Genomic DNA, 19,240 nt, shown 5'->3' on the forward strand with positions numbered 1-19,240 from the left:
GTCGAACATCGACATCAGCACGACGAACGGCGCCAGCGCCGCGATGGAATCGATCGACAACGCGCTGTCCACGGTGAACAACCTGCAGGCAACGCTCGGCGCGGCGCAGAACCGCTTCACGTCGGTCGTGACGACGCAGCAAAGCGCTTCGACGAACCTGGCCAGCGCACAATCGCAGATCACCGACGCGGACTTCGCGCAGGAAACGGCGAATCTTTCGAAGGCTCAGGTGCTGCAACAAGCGGGTATCTCGGTGCTGGCACAGGCCAACTCGCTGCCGCAGCAGGTTCTGAAGCTCCTGCAGTAAGGCTAAAGAGTCTGGCGAAAGCCGCCGATAACGCACTGGCACGACGCACTATCGGCGGCCGACACAAAGAGGGAGGCTTGCCTCCCTCGATGCATTTGAACCGCAAGCGTATCCATCCAGGCAGTATCCGTACGGAGCCCCTTCATGACCGTGTCCTCCACCGTAGCAGCAGCGAGCGCCACAGCCAGCGCCAACGCCGCACTCCAGCAGGCGGCCCAGTCGGTCATCAGCGGCTCGACCGGCAACTCCACGATGGACGTGCAGAGTCTCGTGTCCGCGCTCGTGAACGCCAGAACGGCAGGCACGACGGCTTCGCTGTCCTCGGAAGCCAGCAACGACACCACCCAGATTTCAGCGATCGGCCAGCTGTCCGCCGCGCTCTCCGCGCTGCAGGCCGCCGCCGGCCCGCTGTCGAACGGCTCGATGCTGTCCACCTACACGGCGACGGCGAGCGGTACCGGCATCACCGCGAGCGCCGGTACGGGCGCGGTCGCGGGCACCTATACGATCGGCGTCACGCAGATCGCGCAGGCACAGAGCATCACTTCCGGCGCGTTCACGACCTCGCAGCAGAGCAATATGGGCACCGGCACGTTGAACGTGTCGCTCGGCAGCAGCTCGATGACGATCAACGTCGACTCGTCGAACAACACGCTGTCCGGCCTCGCGTCTGCGATCAACACGGCCAATAACAACCCCGGCGTCACGGCGACGGTCGTGAACGGCGTCGACGGCGCGCACCTCGTGCTGACGTCGACGGCGACCGGGCAATCGAACACGATCAACGTGAGCGTCAGCAACGCCAGCAGCGGCGCGGCGCTCAGCAGCCTCGCGGTGACCTCGACGGCGGGCACGACGTCGAACACCTCGGGCACCTATACCAGCACCGGCTCGACCGTCTCGTCGGGCTGGACGCAGACCACGGCCGCGCAGGACGCGCTGTTCTCGATCAACGGCACGACCGCGACCAACTCCAGCAATTCGATCTCGAGCGCGATCACGGGCGTCACGTTCACGCTGACCTCGGCCGCGGCATCGACTGCGACCAGCACCACGCCGGAAACGCAGACGCTGACCGTCGCATCCGATACGGCCACGCAGGAAACCGACATCAACAACTTCGTGACGGCGTACAACACGCTCGTCTCGACGATGACGTCGCTGACCGCGCTCACCACGTCGAGCGGTTCCGCGGGTCCGCTGCTCGGCGACTCGATGCTCAACCAGATCCAGAACACGCTCGCCGGCATCATCAGCGGTGCGGTGAAGTCAGGCAGCACGTCCACCAGCCTCGCGACGATCGGCATCTCGCTAAATTCGGACGGCACGCTCACCGCCAACCAGACGAAGCTCGACGCTGCGGTCTCCGCCAACTCGTCCGCGGTCGGCTCCCTGTTCAACCTGACCAACGGTATCGCCGCCCAGCTCAATTCGAGCATCACGTCGTTCACGGAAACGGGCGGTATCGTCGATGCGCGGCTGAACGCGATCAACACGGACATCACGTCGGTCACGACCCAGCAGACCGCGCTGTCGGCCTACGCGGCGCAGCTGACCACGATGTACCAGAACCAGTTCACCGCGCTGAACGCGCTGATGGCGAGCACCAACAGCAACGCGCAGTACCTGACCCAGCTGTTCGGCGGCACCAGCAGCGCCGGCTCGCTCGCGACCAACAAGTCGTAAGGTCGCAGAGACCGTCAGGCAGGCAAAGAGGAACCGTGACCATGCACAACCCGTCGGATATTCACGACCAGCGCGACGTGATCGCGCGCGTCCACGCCTTGACGAGCGAGATCCGCGTCGCCGCGAACACCGCCGACTGGGCGCTCGCCGCCCGCCTCGCCGACGAGCGTTCGCCGCTCGTGATGTCGCTGCGCGCGCCGGTCGACAGCGCGGCGCTCGCGCTGATCCGCGAGATCCAGGCCATGGACGCCGATCTGCTGGTGAGTGCCGACGGCGCGCGCAACCAGCTCGTCCAGCAGCAGAACCAGTCGATCCAGAAGATCAGCGCGACCAACCAGTACAACCGCGTCGCGCTGTTCTAGGCGATTCCAAAGGCGCGGCCGTCCGCGCCTGCCGTACCCACCGGTGCCCGCCTCGCGCGGGCTTCGTCGCTTCTGGCGACCACGCGGTCGCGTTGCGACCCGCGCCCACACAAAATCAGGAATTGCGGGCGAAACGGCGCCCTACTCCGCGCTTCGTCATTCCCCTCCCCACCCTAGACTTGGCACAACCGGCGGCATCCGTCCCGTAGAGGCGCGCGTTCGTGCAAGGCATGGGCGCGAAACGAAGCCCGCACGAACGGTCGCGTCAGCAACCCAGCATCGCGGACGTCAGCCAGAGCGCAGCGCCGCGACGCAACGGCCGCGCGCCATTGCCGCCCCATCGCCTGAACCCTGGAACACCATGAGCCAATCCGACCGCTCCACCTCGACCACCGCCCACGACGTGCGCGACGCGCTGAAAACCGCCTGGAAGCTGCACGAAGCCGGCCGGCTGGTCGAAGCGGAAGCGATGTACCGGACGATCCTCGAGATCGCGCCCGACCACGTCGACACGCTGCGCTCGCTCGGCACGCTCGCGCACAGCGCGAACCGCGGCGCGGAAGCGGAAGCGCTGCTCGGCCGCGCGATCGCGCTCGAACCGGCCAACAGCCAGGCGCACGTGAACCTCGCCGACCTGCTGCGCGCGCAGAACCGCTGGGACGAAGCCGAGGCAAGCTATCGGCACGCGCTCGCGCTGAGCCCGCGCTTCATCGAGGCCTATGAACGGCTCGGCGCGATGCTGATCCGGACCGGCCAGAACGAGGAAGCGATCGAAGTTTTCGAGAAATTGTCGGAAATCGCGCCGACGAGCTACGTCGCACACCAGAACCGCGGCGTCGCATTGGCCACGCTGAAACGCCGCGACGAAGCCATCGACGCCTATCGCGCGGCACTCGCGCTGCGGCCGGAGAGCCACGAGCTTCACAGCAATCTCGCGAACATGCTGATCGAGGGCGACCGCTCCGAAGAGGCGCTCACTCACGCCGAACGCGCGCTCGAACTCACGCCCGATTTCGTGCCGGCGCTCGTCGCGCGCGGCAACGCGCTGCTGACGATCGGCCGCTGGGGCGAAGCGATCGCGCCGTACGAACGCGCGCTCGCGCTCGACCCAGGCGACGTCTGCGCGCGCAACAACCTCGCGGTGTGCCTGATGAACGTCGGACGCCACGAGGAGGCGGCGAGTCACTACCGCCGCACGGTGACGGGCAAGCCCGACAACCTGACCGCGCACAACTCGATGCAGTTCATCCTGAACTACGATCACACGCGCAGCGTCGAGGACAACCTCGCCGACGCGAAGCGCTATGGCGACGCGGTGATGGCCGGCGTCACGCCCTTCCTGCACCCGGTGCCGGACGCGGCCGCGATGCGGTCGCGCCGCCCGCTGCGCGTGGGCTTCGTCTCCGGCGACCTGAACAACCATCCGATCGGCCTGTTCATGGAAAGCGTGCTGGCCAATCTCGATCGAGACGCGGTGCACCCGATCGCGTATGTGACGACCCATCGCGAAGACGAGATCAGCGCACGCATCAGGCCGACCTTCGCCGAATGGACGAACCTGCTCGACCTCACGCCCGCGAAAGCCGCGAAGATCGTCCATGACGACAGGATCGACGTCCTGGTCGACCTCGCCGGCCATACGGCGAAAACGGGCTTGCCGCTTTTCGCGTGGCGGCCGGCACCGGTGCAGGCGCACTGGATCGGCTTCTTCGCGTCGACCGGCGTGCCGACGATGGACTACTTCATCGGCGACGAGTACACGCTGCCGCCGGAAGAAGAGCATCACTTCGTCGAGAAGCCGTGGCGTCTGCCGGACGGCTATCTGTGCTTCACGGTTCCCACTGCCGACGTGCCGCTCGCCGAGCCGCCGTCCACGCTCGGCCAGCCGGTCACGTTCGGCTGCTTCAACAAGCTGTCGAAGGTCAACGATCACGTGATCGCCGTGTGGGCGAAGCTGATGCGGCGACTGCCGGGCTCGCGCCTCGTGCTGAAGAGCCATGAACTGGACGGCGCCTGGGCGCGCGATCGCATGACGACGAGCTTCGCCGCGCACGGTATCGAGTCCGCGCGGCTCGACCTGCTCGGCCCATCGTCGCGCGACGAGTATTTCGCGACCTACAACCGCATCGACGTCGCGCTGGATCCGTTCCCGTACAACGGCGGCACGACCACCGTCGAATCGACCTGGATGGGCGTGCCGGTCGTGGTGCTGCGCGGCAGCCGCTTCGTCGGCCATATGGGCGAAGGCATCCTGCATCACCTGGGCCGCACCGAGTGGATCGCCGCCGACGAAGACGAGTACATCGCGAAGGCCATCGAGCTCGCGACCAACCCCGCCCGTCTCGTCGCGCTGCGCGCGTCGCTGCGCGGCGAGCTGCTCGCGTCGCCGCTGTGCGATGCACCGCGCTTCGCGCGCAAGCTCGAAGAGGCGTTCGCGCAGATGTGGGCGATCCACTGCGACACCGGGCATGCCGACCCGGCCGCCTTCATCGCATCGCAATTCGACAACGCGGTGGCCGCGCACACCGCCGAACGGTTCGACGAAGCGCGCGCGCTCTACGCAACGATCCTGAAGCTCCAGCCGAATCACGCCGAGACCAACGAGAACCTCGGCGTGCTGATGCTGCAGACCGGCGCCGGCATCGAGAGCCTCGGGTACTTCCGCCGCGCGCTCGAAGCCGAGCCGCGCCGCGAGGAATTCTGGGCGGTCTATATCGAGGCGCTGCGCATGACCGGCCACGAGGATGCGGCGAAAAGCGCGTGGGAGCGCGGCCGCCAGCTGGGGCTGGAGCTCGCCGGCATCCAGTTTGCCCAACCGCAAGCCGCGGCTCCGTCGAACCAGCAGGAAGACGAACTCGCCGCCGAATTCGTGTCGACACTGCTCGCGTTGAAGCAGGGCGGATTCGACGACAACCTGCTGGCCGTCGCGAAGCAGATGACCGAAGTGCTGCCCGAGCATGCGTTCGGCTGGACGACGCTCGGCGACGCGCTGGTCCGCAAGGGGCGCTACACGGATGCGCGCGTCACGCTGGCGAAGGCCACCGAGCTCGCGCCGGACGACACGAACGTCGCGGTGATGCTCGAACGGCTGCAGGCGCTCGACGAGGCGCTCGCCACCGCGCGCGAACTGCTCCGCTCGAACCAGCTCGCAACCGGCCGCCAGGTGCTCACGGCGCTGCGGCAATCGGGCTGGAACGACGAAACGTTCAACGCGCTCGCACAGGCGTACGACGGCACCAATTGAGTGCGCATCGAGCACAAAAAGGTGCAGTTTTGTCTAACGATTTGTCAGCTTCGTTGATGCCTCGCGACTTGCGCAATCCATCGCGAGGCATCACGCCCCAGTAGAAGGCACGCCGACACGCGATCGGCACCGCTTCGGTGAGAAAAACGTCCCAACTTGGCCCAACATTTGCGTACTCCATGGCCTTTTGCGCCACCACGCACCAATGTGGACCATATGAATACGCTGAAGACTGGGACCGATACGCTTTTCCTGCTGCTAGGCGCCGGCATGGTGCTCGCCATGCATGCCGGCTTCGCCTTCCTCGAGCTGGGCACCGTCCGCAAGAAGAACCAGGTCAACGCGCTGGTCAAGATTCTCGTCGACTTCGCGGTGTCGACCATCGCGTACTTTCTGGTGGGCTACTGGATTGCGTACGGCGTGCAGTTCTTCGGCGACGCGACCTCGCTCGCGAAGGACAACGGCTACGGGCTCGTCCGCTTCTTCTTCCTGCTGACCTTCGCCGCCGCGATCCCGGCGATCATCTCCGGCGGCATCGCGGAGCGCGCGAAATTCAACCCGCAGTTGTGCGCGACGTTCGTGCTGGTCGGGTTCGTGTATCCGTTCTTCGAAGGCATCGTGTGGAACGACCGCTTCGGTATCCAGACGTGGCTCGCCACGCTGACCGGCGCCCAGTTCCATGACTTCGCGGGATCCGTGGTGGTCCACGCGTTCGGCGGGTGGATCGCGCTGCCCGCGGTGCTGCTGCTCGGCGCGCGCCACGGACGCTATCACCGCGATGGCCGGATTGCGGCGCATCCGCCGTCGAACATTCCGTTTCTGGCGCTCGGCGCGTGGGTGCTCACCGTCGGCTGGTTCGGCTTCAACGTGATGAGCGCGCAAACCATCGACCACATCAGCGGCCTGGTCGCAGTCAATTCGCTGATGGCCATGGTGGGCGGCACGCTTGCCGCGTGGCTGGCCGGCCGCAACGACCCGGGCTTCACCTATAACGGACCGCTGGCGGGACTGGTTGCCGTGTGCGCAGGATCGGACGTGATGCATCCGATCGGCGCGCTGTTCACGGGCGCGGTAGCGGGCGTGCTGTTCGTCTACATGTTCACGCACGCGCAGAACCGCTGGCGCATCGACGACGTGCTCGGCGTGTGGCCGCTGCACGGCCTGTGCGGCGCATGGGGCGGCATTGCCGCCGGCATTTTCGGGCTGAAGGCGTTGGGCGGAATGGGCGGCGTGTCGTTCGTGTCGCAGCTGGTCGGCACGCTGGGCGGGATCGTCATCGCGACCGTCGGTGGTGCGATCGTCTACGGCGTGATTCGCGCGACGGTCGGGCTACGGCTCGACCAGGAGCACGAGTTCGAGGGCGCCGATCTGTCGATTCACAACATCAGCGCCACGCCGGAACGGGAGACGGTGGTCTAAGCCTAGGTCTAAGGCTCGATTTCAGGCGTGCACCGCGTTACCGGCCTCGACAATCATCGCCCAGTCGAACGACGGTAGCGCGCACAACTGTTCCATGCCCGCCGCGTACTCGTTCGCGAGGGCTTTCACGTAACGCAGTCGCGTCGTCCATTCCGGCACGCCTTCGCTGCGCGTGGTCAGCACGATCGCCATCAGCTCGCTCAACGGACTGGCCTCCAGCGAGCGCAGCGTCGTGTCGACGCGGCTCGTGTCGCCGTCCCGGTCGAGAATCAGCACGCCGCGCAGCACATCCTGGCGGCCTGCAACGGCGGCCTCGGCCGGCTCGGGCTGCACGCCGAGCGCCGTCTGCAAAGCGGTGCGGAGATCGGACGGAAACGCGTTCGAGTCGTGACGCTTGAGCACCTCGGCCTGCGCCGTGCGCGCCAGTTGCCGGCGCTGTGCCGGCTGTTCGATCGCACTGGCGACAGCGTCGAGCCACTCCGTCTCGCTGTCGCCGACCAGCAGACCCGACTGGCGATGCTCCAGCGTCGCGCGGCACGAAGCCCGCGGGCTCGTCAAAACGGCCGCACCGGCAGCGGCGAATTCCAGCAACGGGCGCGCCGAAGCAGCGTCGTTGAACGCGTTCGCAGCGCGCGGCATCAGCGCGATATCGACGTCGAGTTCGCGCAATTGCCGGGCGTAGCCGGCGAGGTCGTGCTGCGCCTCGACGAAACTCGCACTGCTATCCGCATCCCAAACCTCCGGTCGTGCCGCGCCGAAAAACGTCAACTTGATGCGATTGCCGTAGCGCGCATCGAGCGCGCGCAGCGCGCGATCGACAAGCGCAAAGTTGGCCTTGTCGAGCGAGCTACCCGCCACGGCGATATGCACGACGTCCGAGTCTTCCCGCACGGGCCGGCGGAACAGGCTGAAGTCGACCTTGTCCGCCACGACCTGCACCGCCTTTGCCATCGAACCATAGGCTTCGGCCAGCGAAGGGTTGGCGACGGTCACGACCCGCGCGTGCCGCACGGCATACTCGACGCCCGCTTGCCACTGTTGTGCGCGAACCGGGTCGACGTCCGGGCTCTGCGCCAGTTCGAAGCGGGCATCGGTGTCGTACACGACCGGCACGCCGAGCGCGAAGATCTGCTCGAGCGATGCGACCGAAAGCCGGGCGGCAATCGTTCCCTGCAACACGATCAGATCGGCGCCGTGCATCGCTTCGACCTGAATTGCGCCGTTCTCGACGCCCCAGACGAACTCCCAGTTCTTGTCGGCCAGCGCGAGGGGCTTCGCCAGCCGCGCGACGGCGCCCGCCGCATCGATGGGCTCGACCGACAGCACCACGACGCGCCGTGTGCGATCCATCGTGACCACCTGCGATGCCTGTGCAAGCGCTGTGGCAGCAGCCGACGTGACGGAAGCAGCCGCGGCCCTCTCCCCGCGCACGCGTCGCTGCGTGACGTCGATGAATGTCTCGAGCTCGCGCCAGAACCCCTGGTGCAGTGCTTCATACATGACCGGCACATCGGCTAGCGTGCGCCGTGCGTGTTCGAGCTGCTCCGGTGAATCGCCCCATGCCGAGCCCGCGTCTTTCAGGTAGTTGTGCATCGGCTTCGGCAGCATGATGTCGTTCGGCAGATACACGACCGGACAACCGCACAGCAATGCTTCGTAGCAGGCGGTCGACGCTTCGTACGTGTAAAGCAGCTTCGACGAGCGATAGAGCTGCGCAAGCTCCTCCGGCGAGCGGCGGCCGGCGCGGAACGAGATTTCCGTGAATCCTTCCGTCACCGGCGAAAGCTGGCCGCCGCGTGCAAGGAAGCGATTGATGAAGACGAGATTGCCGGAGCGCTGACGGTCGTCGACGCCGATCGTGTTGTAGGTGTGCGTATCGACGAGCGGGATCTGCAGCAGTTCGGCCTCGAGACCCGGCGGCACGACGTCTGTGCCGTGCGCATAGATCAGATCGTCTGCTCCCCAGGTGATTTCACCCTTGTTCAGGAAGCCCGGAAGGTTCAGCAGGTAACGCACGACATGCTCCGCATTGATCGGATTGTCGTTCACCACTTCCGGATAGATGACGATCGGCTTGCGTTTCTGCATGTTGTGAAACGCGGCGATCTGATTCGTCACGATGGGCGTGCGCAGGCGGTCGGACACGCGCGTCGTCGTGACGTACGCCTCTTGCCCCATGAGATTGAGCGCGTGACACAGCTGATGCATGGCCCGCACGCCACCCGACTCGCGCGTGTAAGGCGGCGCGTAGACGTAGTACGGCGAGTTGAGGTCTTCAAAGAGGCGAGGTTGCTGTTTCATGGATCGACGTGTTGTTGAGCGCAGCGATGTCTCGCGAGGACCGCACCGTGGAGCCGCTCGAACGCGCGACGTAAAAGTCGCGCACGGCATCGGCGACGCGTTCAACGTCCTGCCCGGTCATTTCCGCGTACACGGGCAAGCGCAGCAGGCGAGCCGACACATTCTGCGTGACGGGCAGCTCGCCATGCGCGCGGCCAAAGAAGAGTCCGGCTGGCGAATCGTGCAGCGGCACGTAATGGAACACCGCTGAAATACTGCGCTCGCCCAGATGCTGGATCAGTTCCGTGCGCTCCTCGATGTCCTTGCAGAGCACATAGAACAGGTGGGCGTTGTGCGCATAGTCGCCGTTGAGCACGGGCAGTTCGATCCGGCCGTCGTGTTCGAGCGGTCGCAGCAGCTCGTGATATTTCGCGTGCAGCTGGCGGCGGTGTGCGATGACGCTTTCGGCCTGCTCCAGCTGCGCGAAGAGAAACGCGGCCGTGAGTTCGCTCGGCAGAAACGACGAGCCGATATCCACCCACGTGTATTTGTCGACGGCGCCGCGCAGGTACGCGTGCCGGTTGGTGCCCTTTTGCCAGAGAATTTCGGCGCGCTCGATCAGCTCCGGATTGTTGATGAGCAGCGCACCGCCCTCACCGCAGATCACGTTCTTGGTTTCGTGAAAGCTCAGGCAGCCCAGGTCGCCGAAGGTGCCGAGCATGCGGCCGTCGTGCTCCGTGAGGATGGCCTGCGCAGCGTCTTCGATGAGGTGCAGCTTGTGACGCCGGCAAATGTCCTGCAGCGCCTGCATCGCACACGCGCGGCCCGCATAGTGCACGGCAACGATCGCCTTCGTGCGCGGCGTGATGGCCGCCTCGATCAGGCGCTCGTCGATATTCAGGGTGTCGGGGCGAATGTCCACGAAGACCGGCACCGCGCCACGCAGCACGAACGCGTTTGCCGTCGAAACGAACGTGAACGACGGCATGATGATCTCATCGCCGTGACCGACATCGATCAGCATGGCCGCCATTTCGAGCGCAGCCGTGCACGAATGCACGAGCAGCGACTTCGGGCAACCAAGCTGTTCCTCGAGCCACTTCTGGCAGCGCTTCGTGAACATGCCGTCGCCGGAGATCGTGCCGCTCATGACCGCTTGAGCGATATAGAAAAGCTCCTTGCCGATCACGAAGGGCTTGTTGAACGGAATGTGCGATGGTTTCACGCGGACACCTCGATGGATGTGGTGTGTGCCGCGACAAGCCCGCGAGGCCATCGTGGCGTTACTTCGTTGGGGCTAAAAGTCCGTTAGCGGCCAAGCGTCCGGCTCAAGCGCCGCCGCCGCTCTGCGCCAGCTTTTCCGCGATGATGCGTGCGGCTTCGTCGATATCGACGCCGGTGAACAGGCCCGGATCGATGCCATCGATCACGGGAAACCGTTCCTCGCAGGCGAGAAAAAAACCGACCGCGCCGAACGAATCGAGATACTCGAAGATCGGCCGATCAGCCTGGATGGCTTCCGTCACGCCGCCTTCGGTTCGCAGATACCCGGCGATCCATTCGCGCGCATCGGCTTCAATGGTGAAAGTCATGTTGGTCTCCGTCGCTCACGCGAGCTTTACGGTTTTGATCGCCGCACTGACGACCCGGCTGGCGGGCGCCACTTCGCCCATCACCACGCAGCCCACGCCGATGCGGCAGTTTTCGCCGACGGTGCTGCCCGGCAGAATCACGCACTGCGCGCCGAAGATCGTGTGGTCGCCGATCGACACGTCGCCCGTCACCTTTGCGCTGTGCTCATCCGCGTTCGCGCGGTAGTCGTCGCTTTTGGTGAAGATGCTGACGTGCGTGGAGATGCCGCTGCGCGCGCCCATCACGATCTTTCCGCCAGTGCCGCCGAGAAAGCAGAACGGCGAAATGTGGACGTCGTCGCCGAGTTCGACATGCCCGGTGAAGATCGCCATATCGTCGACCCGCACGCGGTCGCCGATGCGTCCAGCGCTCGCGTAAAAGATCGCGCGGCGCGACACGCGCGTGTCTTCGCCCACTTCGGCGAAGCCGAGCGCCAGCAGTTCGTCGCGGCTAAAAAAGTCCACTGCTTGCTCCCCGGTCGATCAGATGAACAGATCGAAGTCGGACACGGTCTCCACGCCTTCGCCTGCGGCCAGCCGCTCGAGCAGCAGGTTCGACTCGTGGCGGATGCAGTGGAACGTGCAGTGCTTCGCAGGATCGACGCGCTCCATCACCTTCGCGCGCTTGTTGCCGGTCCACAGGTCCTTGAGCGACACCTTGCTCACGTCGCCGATGCGCATGTTCAGATTGCCGCGGTGATACGGGCAGACATACGCGCCGCTCGGCGTGATGACGGTGCGCAGTTCGGCGGTCAGGCAGCGGTTGTACGGCTTCGATTGCGTACCCACGCCTTGCAGCGCTTCTTCGAGCGTGAACGGCGCGATGATCTTGAAGTTCTCGTCGGCCAGATCGTGAACCGCCTTGAGGTTTTCGTTCACCAGGTCTATGACCGACAGCTCCTGCTGCTGCAGAAAGTGCATCATGTCGAAGGCCGGCTTCAGCTCGAAATAGTCGCAGCCGATGTCCTTGGCGAGACGTGCCGCCTTCGCGATATCCACGGCATTGGTGCGCGTGAAGTTGCCGTCGTTGTCGTACTTCGACAGCAGCAGGAACGAGTAGCCCAGCAGGCCGACCTTTTCCTTCGCCATGCGCCGCATGTTGTCGATCACCACACCGAACTGCGATTTGCCGCTCGCGTGCGGGCGGAATTCGGAGAAGACCTCATCGCTGCCGGCGTCGACCGAAACGCGCAACCAGCTCGTCTTGCGCACGCACGCATCGTAATGCCGGTTGATCAGCGTGCCGTTCGTGGTGACGCCAACCTTGATGCCGCTCTCGTAAAGCGCGTTCACGAGTTCGGAGAATTTCGGGTGCGCCATCGGCTCGCCGCCGCCGATCAGCACGACCGCGCGCACGCCGCCCTCGGCGAACTCCTGCGCGAGCCGCATCAGACGCTCTTCCTCGATGCCACCCTGGTTCAGCAGATTCGCGCTGATGCAGTCATGGCACGCGAGGTTGCAAGCGGTGGTCGGATCGAGCTCGACGACGAGCGGTGCCTCGTGGCTCTTGTTCCAGAGGAACTTGTTGATAAAGTCCTGCACCGTGGTCTGCTTGAGCTTTTCGACGAGTGACAGCGGACGTGAGGTCTGATTCATGAAGCGATTCCTTGAACGGTTTTCCAGTCTTTAGGACAGCAGGACAGATTTTGGAAGCGACCATGTCGCGAGTGCCTGGGGTCCCATTTCTCTTCCTGTGCCGGATCGGCCGAAGCCGCCAACGGGCAGTTCGGGCACCCAGAAATCCGGGTTCGAATTGATCCAGATGCGGCCGGCGCGCAGCGCTTTGGCTGCCGCGATCGCGCGTGCGGTCGAAGCGGTCCAGACATAGGCCGCGAGTCCGTACCCGCTCGCGTTGGGCGCGTCGAAGAAATGGGCTTCTTCCACTGCGCTGACCGTGATCACGGGGCCGAACGTTTCTTCGGCGAGCAGCGACGAGTTCAGGGGCACGTCGCTGAAAATGACGGGGCCGATGAAATTGCCCGTGCCCTCAAGACACGAACCCTGAAGCATGTGCAGTCCTTCGCGAACGCCGCCCTCGACCAGCGCAGCGATACGCGCGCGATGCCGGGCGGTGATCATCGGTTGAACAGCCGGGCAACGGCCCTGCTCGTCCGTCGGGAATTCGCTCGCGAGTTCGCGCTGCAGCAGCCCGGCGAAATCCTTTGCAACCGCCGGCGCGACCAGCACGTGCGAACCCGCAACGCAGGCCTGTCCGCCGTTGCGCAAGCCGCCGCGAATCACGGCTTTGGCTGCCGCGACGAGATCCGCGTCCTCGTAGACGAGCACGAAGTTGTTGCCGCCCAGTTCGGACGCGACGCGCTTGCCGTGCGCGGTTGCAGCCGACTCGATCAGACGGCCGACGCGCGTCGAACCAACGAAGCCGATCATGTCGATGTCGGGATGCACGCACAGCGCGTGGCCAATTGCCTCGCCCGTGCCGTATAGCAACTGCAACGTGCCCGCGGGCAGGAGCCCGCTCGCGGCAATGCGTTCGACGAGCATCGGCAGCGAACCCGCTGCCAGTTCGCTCGGCTTGCAGATGACGCTGCAGCCCGCGGCGAGCGCAAACGGCAGCCGCTCGGACGTCGTGATGAGCGGGTAATTCCACGGCACGATCAGGCCGACCACGCCGACCGGCACGTTGATCGTGAACGCGACGCCTTCACCGATCGAAGCCGGAAACGCATGCGCGGTCTCGGTGCGGGCGAGGCTTGCGGCGTAGTCCCACAGCGCGATCGCGCCTTCGACTTCGCCGGTTGCCGCTTCGATCGGCTTGCCGGTATCGCGGCACTCGAGTTGCACGAGTTCTTCGCGATGCTCGCGCATCAATGCCGCGATGGCGGCAAGCGCCTGGCTGCGCGCAGCGGGCGACGTGGCCGCCCATTGCTGCATCGCCTGCTTCGCGGCCTTGCACGCTCCGTCGATCTCGGCGTCCGTCGCGCTCGAAAAGCTCGCGGCGATTTCGCCGGTGCGCGGATCGTGCGTGTGGTACGTCAGGCTATTCACCGCCGACTCCCTCGAAGTACGTCACGCGCTTGATCGGCTTGCCCGAGGACGTCTTGGGAATGTCGGAGATGGCCTTGATTTCGGCGGGACGCTGCGAATACGGCAGCGACTGGTTGAAGAGGCTATTGATCGCGTCCTTCGTCGCGACGGCCGTTTCCGGCGACGAAGGCACAAAGAAGAGGTCGTACACTTCGCCCCAGAAAACATCCGGACGGCCAACCGCAACGCACTCGTCGCACAGGTTGGAGCCGAGCACGAGGTCTTCGATTTCCGTCAGCTGGATGAACTCGCCGCCCTTCTTGATCGCGTCCTTCCGGCGGCCGCTGATATAAAGCTCGCCACCTTCGATGCGCCCGAGGTCGCCCGAGCGGAAGTACGTGCTGCGGTCGAACGCGTTGATCTCGCCGTGCTCCGTCAGATAGCCGAGCGCCATGTACGGCGATTTCACGAGCACTTCGCCATCCTGCTCGGGGTCGATATCGATCAGCACGCCGTCGATTGGCTTGCCGACCGAGTACGCGCCGTCGACACCGTGGCCGACGGTGAACGAGCCGCCGAGTTCCGTGATGCCGAAGCAGGCGATCATGTCGACGCCGAAGGTCTCGAAGAATTCCTGCTTGATGGACGGGTAGAGAATCGAGCTCGTCGACACGATCTTCGTGCCCGCGAGAATGTCGGGCTTGTGCTTGAAGAAGCGGAACGTGCGTGTGAGCGCCGCGGCCATCGTCGGAGACAGATAGGCCGACGTCGGCTTGAAGTGCTGGATGTCCCGCCAGAACAGGTCCAGGTGTTTCGCGCTGAAGCGCTTGCCGATCGCGATCGAGCCGCCCGCCATCAACGGCGCGGCGAACAGGTTGAAGAGGCCCGCGTTGTAGAACATCGGCCAGTTGTGCAGCGTCAGATCGTCGGCGGTGAGGCCCAGCGACGCGGAAAACGCCTGCGCCGCGTCGAAGAAGTTACGCGCGCTCTGCACGATGCCTTTCGGCGCGCCAGTCGTGCCCGACGAGAAGACGACCAGGTACGGGAAATCCATGTCGCCCTGGGTCGCGCAATCGGGAATGGTGTCGTCGAGCGAATAGGCGAGTTGCGCGTACGAGGTGATGCTCAGGCTCGCGCGCGACAGGTGCTTGATCTTGTCCAGCTGCTTGACGTTCACGGCCGGGTCGACCGGGTACGCGGTGACACCGCCGATACACAACGCCAGCATCAGTTCGAGGTACTCGACGCGGTTTTCGAGGTTGATGACGACGCTGTCGCCCGCGCGCACGCCCTGCGCAACCAGGAAGTTGAGCAGACGAACCGAGTTGCCGAGGAATGTCGAAAAGGAAATCGTCTTGCCGTTGTCCAGCAGGATGAACGGCTTGTCGCCTTGCGCGGCAAAAATGCGTTGAAAGTATTCGTATCGGTTGACTGACATATTTCTTAGCCGGTGAGGGACTGTAAGAAATTCTAGAGTTTGGTAAGGCGCGCCCATCGCCGGAATAGAGTCGATTTTCGGCGCCAGTTCGGGTAATGCCCGGGCTGCCGGGAGGACGGCTTGTAGAAGCCAGGAGGGAATGGCGAGGTGTCGTTCGCCGCTCAGCGCGGGGCGCGCGGCGCGATCAAGGAAATTGAAAGGCTATGGGCTTTGGGCTTCGGCGGCGATTGATCGGCCGAAGGGAGTGGGACGAGGCGGGGTGGGGGAAGGAAGCGGCGGCGGACTGCCGCCTGATTCAACACGAAAGATTTTGATCGCCGACGGACCGCGCGGGTAGCGCGCGCGATCCGGGACGATCGAGCGAAGCCGTCAGGCGACGTGCTTCAGGAAATCCTGCAAACGCGCGGTGGGCGGATGGTCGATCAGTTCCGCGGGCTCGCCGTCGTGCACGATGCCGCCGTTGTCCATGAACAGGAGCCGCGTGCCGACCCGGCGCGCGAAGCCGATCTCGTGCGTGACCACGATCATCGTCATGCCATCGGCCGCCAGATCCTGCATCACCTTCAGCACTTCGTGGCGCAGTTCCGGATCGAGCGCGGAGGTCGGCTCGTCGAACAGCATCAGCTTCGGCTTGATGGCCAGCGCGCGTGCGATCGCGACCCGCTGCTGCTGCCCGCCCGAGAGTTCGGATGGGTAGTGATTCGCGCGGTCGGCGAGTCCCACCTTCGCAAGCAAGCCAAGCGCGCGGTCGCGCGCCTCGGCGCGCGTCGCCTTGCGCACCTGCAGCGGACCGAACATCACGTTCTCCAGCGCCGTCATCTGCGGGAACAGATTGAACTGCTGGAACACCATGCCCGCCTCGAGCCGGATCTGGTGAATGTCGGCGGTCTTACCTTTCACGCTCAGGCCGTCGACGATCAGATCGCCGCCCGAGATCTTTTCGAGCGCGTTGATGCAGCGGAGCATCGTCGATTTGCCCGACCCGGATGGACCCACCACCACGGCGACTTCGCCCGCCTCGATTTTCAGATCGAGATCGCGCAGCACCGTGACCGCACCATAGTTCTTCGTGACGGATTTGAATTCGACCATGCTCATAGAATCCGCATCCTCTTTTCGATGACGCGAAGCGACAGCGTCATGCATCCGGTAAGAATCAGGTAGATGCAGGCGACGGCCGTCCAGATCTCCACGGCGCGGAAGTTGCCCGCAATGATTTCCTGGCCCTTGCGCGTGAGTTCACCCACGCCGATCACGATGAACAGCGACGTATCCTTCAGGCTCACGATGCACTGGTTGCCGAACGGCGGAATGAGGCGGCGGAACGCCAGCGGGCCGACGATCTTCAGCAGCACGCGCGGCATCGACAGGCCCATCGCGAGACCCGCTTCGGCGAGACCCTTGGGGATCGAGAGAAACGCGCCGCGAACCACTTCGCCGAGATACGCGCCCGAATTCACCGCGATCGAGATGACCGCGGCCGTCATGCCATCGATCCGGATATGCGCGAGGATCGGCAGCGCGAAGTAGAGAAACATCACCTGCACGACGATGGGCGTGCCACGGATCAGTTCGATATACACCTGCGCGGCAACATTCAATGCAATGGGCCCATATGCACGGCACAGCCCCGCCACGAGCCCGATGATCGAGCCGCCCACGAGGCCGAGCGCGGCGATCACCACCGTCAGCTTCACGCCATCGAGCAAATCCGGCATCGCGCTCGCGATGACCGACCAATCGAGTTCCACAGACACGCTCCTGTCTCAATCACTGAACGCCGCGCGACGCGCCGGCTTGCTGAATGCCCGGCGCGTTCGCGCATCCTTCGCCGATAACGCTTACGACTTCGGCGGTTCCGAGCCGAACCATTTGCGGTAGAGCTGCGCGTAGCGCCCGTCAGCCTTCATGCGCGTGAGTTCCGCGTTCACCTGCGGGACGAGCGAGCTGCCCTTCGGGAAACCGATGCCGTACTTGTCACCGCTCACCGGCGTGCCCGCCACCTTCACCTTGCCTTTACCTGCGGTGTTAACGAAGAACTGCACGTTCGGTGTGTCATGCATGGCCGCATCGACACGTCCGGCTTCGAGCGCCATATAGGCCTCGTCAGTATTCGGGAACTGGCGGATTTCCGCGGGCTTCAGGTGCGCCTTGATCCAGTCGATGGTCGCCGTGCCGGTCTTCGCGGCGATGACTTTGCCGTTCAGATCGTCGATCGAATGAATCGTCGTGTTGTCGACGCGGACCATCGCTGCAAGGCCGCTGTCGTAGTAGGGATCGGAGAAGTCGATGACCTTCTTGCGCTCTTCCTTGATCGTCATGCCCGACAGCGCGACGTCGATGTTGCGGGTCTGCAGTGCCGGAATCAGGCCTGCGAAATCCATCGGCTGGATCGTGTAGTTAAGCTTGAGGTCTTTCGCGATCTCGGCCCACAGGTCGAGGTCGAAGCCGACGTATTTGTCGCCCTGCTTGAACTCGAACGGCATGAAGGACGTATCGGTGCCGACGATCAGCGTCTTGTCATCGGCATGGGCGACACCCGCCCCGAAGATCGCCGCCGCGAGCAGCGAGAAAAAGAAGACACGACGTTTCATCTGGACACACTCCATGGGTTGAGGCGACGCGTTTCCGGCGACGTCCGCGTCTCGAAAGGTCTGCGATGGTGTTGAAGTGCCCGCTTATCAACATGCGGTGCGGCAACACCATCCGTTAACAACATTTGTTGTTGTGGCGGATGGTAACCCGCCAAAAAGGTTCGTCAAGGGGTATTTCGTGGAGGGGAGGACGGGGAGGGGTAGTTCGACAATGCAACGCGCAGATAGGGCGAATGAGAAGCGGGAAGCGTCAACAGGAAGGTATATCCCATTGACATCGCCCTTGACATCCCTATAATGGGATATACGCTTGACATATACCCAGGAGCCTGTCGTGGAGCAAGGTGCCATCTTCAAAAGCAACCGCAGCCAGGCGGTGCGCCTCCCCAAATCTGTGGCGCTTCCTGACGACGTGAAGCGGGTCGACGTGGTGGCCGTCGGCCGCACGCGCATACTCACCCCCGCCGGGGAGTCGTGGGATAGCTGGTTTGATGGCGAAGCGGCAAGCGCAGACTTCATGTCCGCGCGCGACCAGCCCGGCGATCAGGAGCGTGAGGGGTTTTGATGCTGAAGTACATGCTCGATACGAACATCTGCATCTTCACCATCAAGAACAAGCCCAGCGAAGTTCGCGACGCGTTCAATCGCCACCACGGCCAGCTGTGTGTCAGCACAGTAACCTTGATGGAGCTGATCTACGGCGCAGAGAAGTCCGCATCGCCGGAAAAAAATCTGGCTGTCATCGAGGGATTTGCGGCCCGGCTAGATGTCCTGGCGTACAACAACGAAGCTGCCGTACATAGCGGCCAACTCAGAGCCGAGTTGCAGAAGATCGGCAAGCCGATTGGCCCCTACGACCAGATGATCGCCGGACATGCCCGATCACAGGGCATGATCCTGGTAACGAATAACGTTCGGGAATTCGAACGAGTGCCTGGTTTACGAGTTGAAGACTGGGTCGACACTGCGCGGTAAGCCCGTTCCCGGATGGAAATGCGAGGCAGCAAACTTGGCGCGCCCGGCTGGGATCGAACCAGCAACCCCTGCCTTCGGAGGGCAGTACTCTATCCATTGAGCTACGGGCGCATCGGCGAGAAAGCGCCACCACCGGGGAGGGAACAGCAAATTGGGTGGGCGCTCACGCGAGTCCGAAAGGATACCCGGTTTCCCTGCCAGCGTCCACCGCACGGGCATTTCACGCAGGGCAATCGCATTAGGACGCCCGCCGCATGCCGAGTACATCTCGGCGGAAATCATCGTCCCACGCGGCCTGCTTGAGCTTGGCCCGTACCGA

17 protein-coding genes and 1 tRNA gene are annotated in these 19,240 nt (G+C 64.2%); 7 read left to right on the forward strand and 11 right to left on the reverse strand.

The window, feature by feature from the left end; translation table 11 throughout:
- The 5 genes from DVS29_RS35405 to DVS29_RS35425 form a co-directional block, all read left to right on the forward strand.
- Positions 1 to 307, forward strand: a 307-nt coding sequence (locus DVS29_RS35405; RefSeq protein ID WP_276314366.1) for a flagellin, incomplete at its 5' end; no start/stop codon positions are given.
- Positions 308 to 451: 144 nt separating this feature from the next.
- Positions 452 to 1,993 (forward strand): flagellar filament capping protein FliD, encoded by a 1,542-nt coding sequence (gene fliD, locus DVS29_RS35410; RefSeq protein WP_118185788.1) that lies wholly within the window; start codon positions 452 to 454, stop codon positions 1,991 to 1,993.
- Positions 1,994 to 2,034: 41 nt separating this feature from the next.
- Positions 2,035 to 2,355 carry a flagellar protein FliT gene (gene fliT, locus DVS29_RS35415; RefSeq protein ID WP_118185790.1) on the forward strand — a complete coding sequence of 107 codons (321 nt, stop codon included), beginning with the start codon at positions 2,035 to 2,037 and terminating at the stop codon, positions 2,353 to 2,355.
- Between the two features lie 361 nt (positions 2,356 to 2,716).
- A complete protein-coding gene (locus DVS29_RS35420) occupies positions 2,717 to 5,599 on the forward strand; it encodes a tetratricopeptide repeat protein (protein WP_118185792.1) in 2,883 nt (960 codons plus the stop codon).
- Between the two features lie 216 nt (positions 5,600 to 5,815).
- Positions 5,816 to 7,018: an ammonium transporter gene (locus tag DVS29_RS35425; RefSeq protein WP_118185794.1), complete on the forward strand. Its 1,203-nt coding sequence runs from the start codon at positions 5,816 to 5,818 to the stop codon at positions 7,016 to 7,018.
- 21 nt (positions 7,019 to 7,039) lie between these two features.
- Here DVS29_RS35425 and DVS29_RS35430 read toward each other — a convergent pair whose 3' ends face one another.
- The 10 genes from DVS29_RS35430 to glnH form a co-directional block, all read right to left on the reverse strand.
- Complete coding sequence (locus DVS29_RS35430; protein WP_118185796.1) at positions 7,040 to 9,319, reverse strand: glycosyltransferase family protein; 2,280 nt, start codon at positions 9,317 to 9,319, stop codon at positions 7,040 to 7,042.
- Positions 9,294 to 10,523 carry a dTDP-4-amino-4,6-dideoxygalactose transaminase gene (gene rffA, locus DVS29_RS35435; protein WP_118185798.1) on the reverse strand — a complete coding sequence of 410 codons (1,230 nt, stop codon included), beginning with the start codon at positions 10,521 to 10,523 and terminating at the stop codon, positions 9,294 to 9,296. The genes DVS29_RS35430 and rffA overlap by 26 nt, the downstream gene beginning before the upstream one ends.
- Before the next feature lie 103 nt (positions 10,524 to 10,626).
- Positions 10,627 to 10,890, reverse strand: a complete 264-nt coding sequence (locus DVS29_RS35440) for a hypothetical protein (RefSeq protein WP_118185800.1) — start codon at positions 10,888 to 10,890, stop codon at positions 10,627 to 10,629.
- A gap of 15 nt (positions 10,891 to 10,905) precedes the next feature.
- On the reverse strand, positions 10,906 to 11,394 hold the full coding sequence (locus DVS29_RS35445; RefSeq protein WP_118185802.1) for an acyltransferase: 489 nt from the start codon (positions 11,392 to 11,394) through the stop codon (positions 10,906 to 10,908).
- A gap of 18 nt (positions 11,395 to 11,412) precedes the next feature.
- Positions 11,413 to 12,525, reverse strand: coding sequence for a radical SAM protein (locus DVS29_RS35450; RefSeq protein ID WP_118185804.1), 1,113 nt, complete (start codon positions 12,523 to 12,525; stop codon positions 11,413 to 11,415).
- A 30-nt stretch (positions 12,526 to 12,555) separates the two neighbouring features.
- Positions 12,556 to 13,935, reverse strand: coding sequence for an aldehyde dehydrogenase family protein (locus tag DVS29_RS35455; protein WP_205962588.1), 1,380 nt, complete (start codon positions 13,933 to 13,935; stop codon positions 12,556 to 12,558).
- On the reverse strand, positions 13,928 to 15,352 hold the full coding sequence (locus DVS29_RS35460) for a class I adenylate-forming enzyme family protein (RefSeq protein ID WP_118185806.1): 1,425 nt from the start codon (positions 15,350 to 15,352) through the stop codon (positions 13,928 to 13,930). Before DVS29_RS35460 ends, DVS29_RS35455 begins: the two co-directional genes overlap by 8 nt.
- Positions 15,353 to 15,721: 369 nt before the next feature.
- Entirely contained in the window at positions 15,722 to 16,450 is a 729-nt protein-coding gene (gene glnQ / locus DVS29_RS35465) for a glutamine ABC transporter ATP-binding protein GlnQ (RefSeq protein WP_164708069.1), read from the reverse strand.
- Positions 16,447 to 17,103 (reverse strand): glutamine ABC transporter permease GlnP, encoded by a 657-nt coding sequence (glnP, locus tag DVS29_RS35470; protein WP_118185810.1) that lies wholly within the window; start codon positions 17,101 to 17,103, stop codon positions 16,447 to 16,449. The genes glnQ and glnP overlap by 4 nt, the downstream gene beginning before the upstream one ends.
- 90 nt (positions 17,104 to 17,193) lie before the next feature.
- Positions 17,194 to 17,946: a glutamine ABC transporter substrate-binding protein GlnH gene (glnH, locus tag DVS29_RS35475; RefSeq protein ID WP_118185812.1), complete on the reverse strand. Its 753-nt coding sequence runs from the start codon at positions 17,944 to 17,946 to the stop codon at positions 17,194 to 17,196.
- Between the two features lie 334 nt (positions 17,947 to 18,280).
- Here glnH and vapB point away from each other — a divergent pair, with 334 nt between their 5' ends.
- Both vapB and vapC read left to right on the forward strand, forming a co-directional pair.
- Positions 18,281 to 18,511, forward strand: coding sequence for a type II toxin-antitoxin system VapB family antitoxin (gene vapB, locus DVS29_RS35480; protein WP_118185814.1), 231 nt, complete (start codon positions 18,281 to 18,283; stop codon positions 18,509 to 18,511).
- Positions 18,511 to 18,921, forward strand: a complete 411-nt coding sequence (gene vapC, locus DVS29_RS35485; RefSeq protein ID WP_118185816.1) for a type II toxin-antitoxin system tRNA(fMet)-specific endonuclease VapC — start codon at positions 18,511 to 18,513, stop codon at positions 18,919 to 18,921. The genes vapB and vapC overlap by 1 nt, the downstream gene beginning before the upstream one ends.
- A gap of 35 nt (positions 18,922 to 18,956) precedes the next feature.
- Here the strand turns inward: vapC and DVS29_RS35490 are convergent.
- Positions 18,957 to 19,032, reverse strand: a tRNA-Arg gene (locus DVS29_RS35490).
- Positions 19,033 to 19,240 lie beyond the last annotated feature (208 nt).

The organism is Paraburkholderia phosphatilytica (assembly GCF_003443895.1).
GTDB classification, from domain to species: domain Bacteria; phylum Pseudomonadota; class Gammaproteobacteria; order Burkholderiales; family Burkholderiaceae; genus Paraburkholderia; species Paraburkholderia phosphatilytica.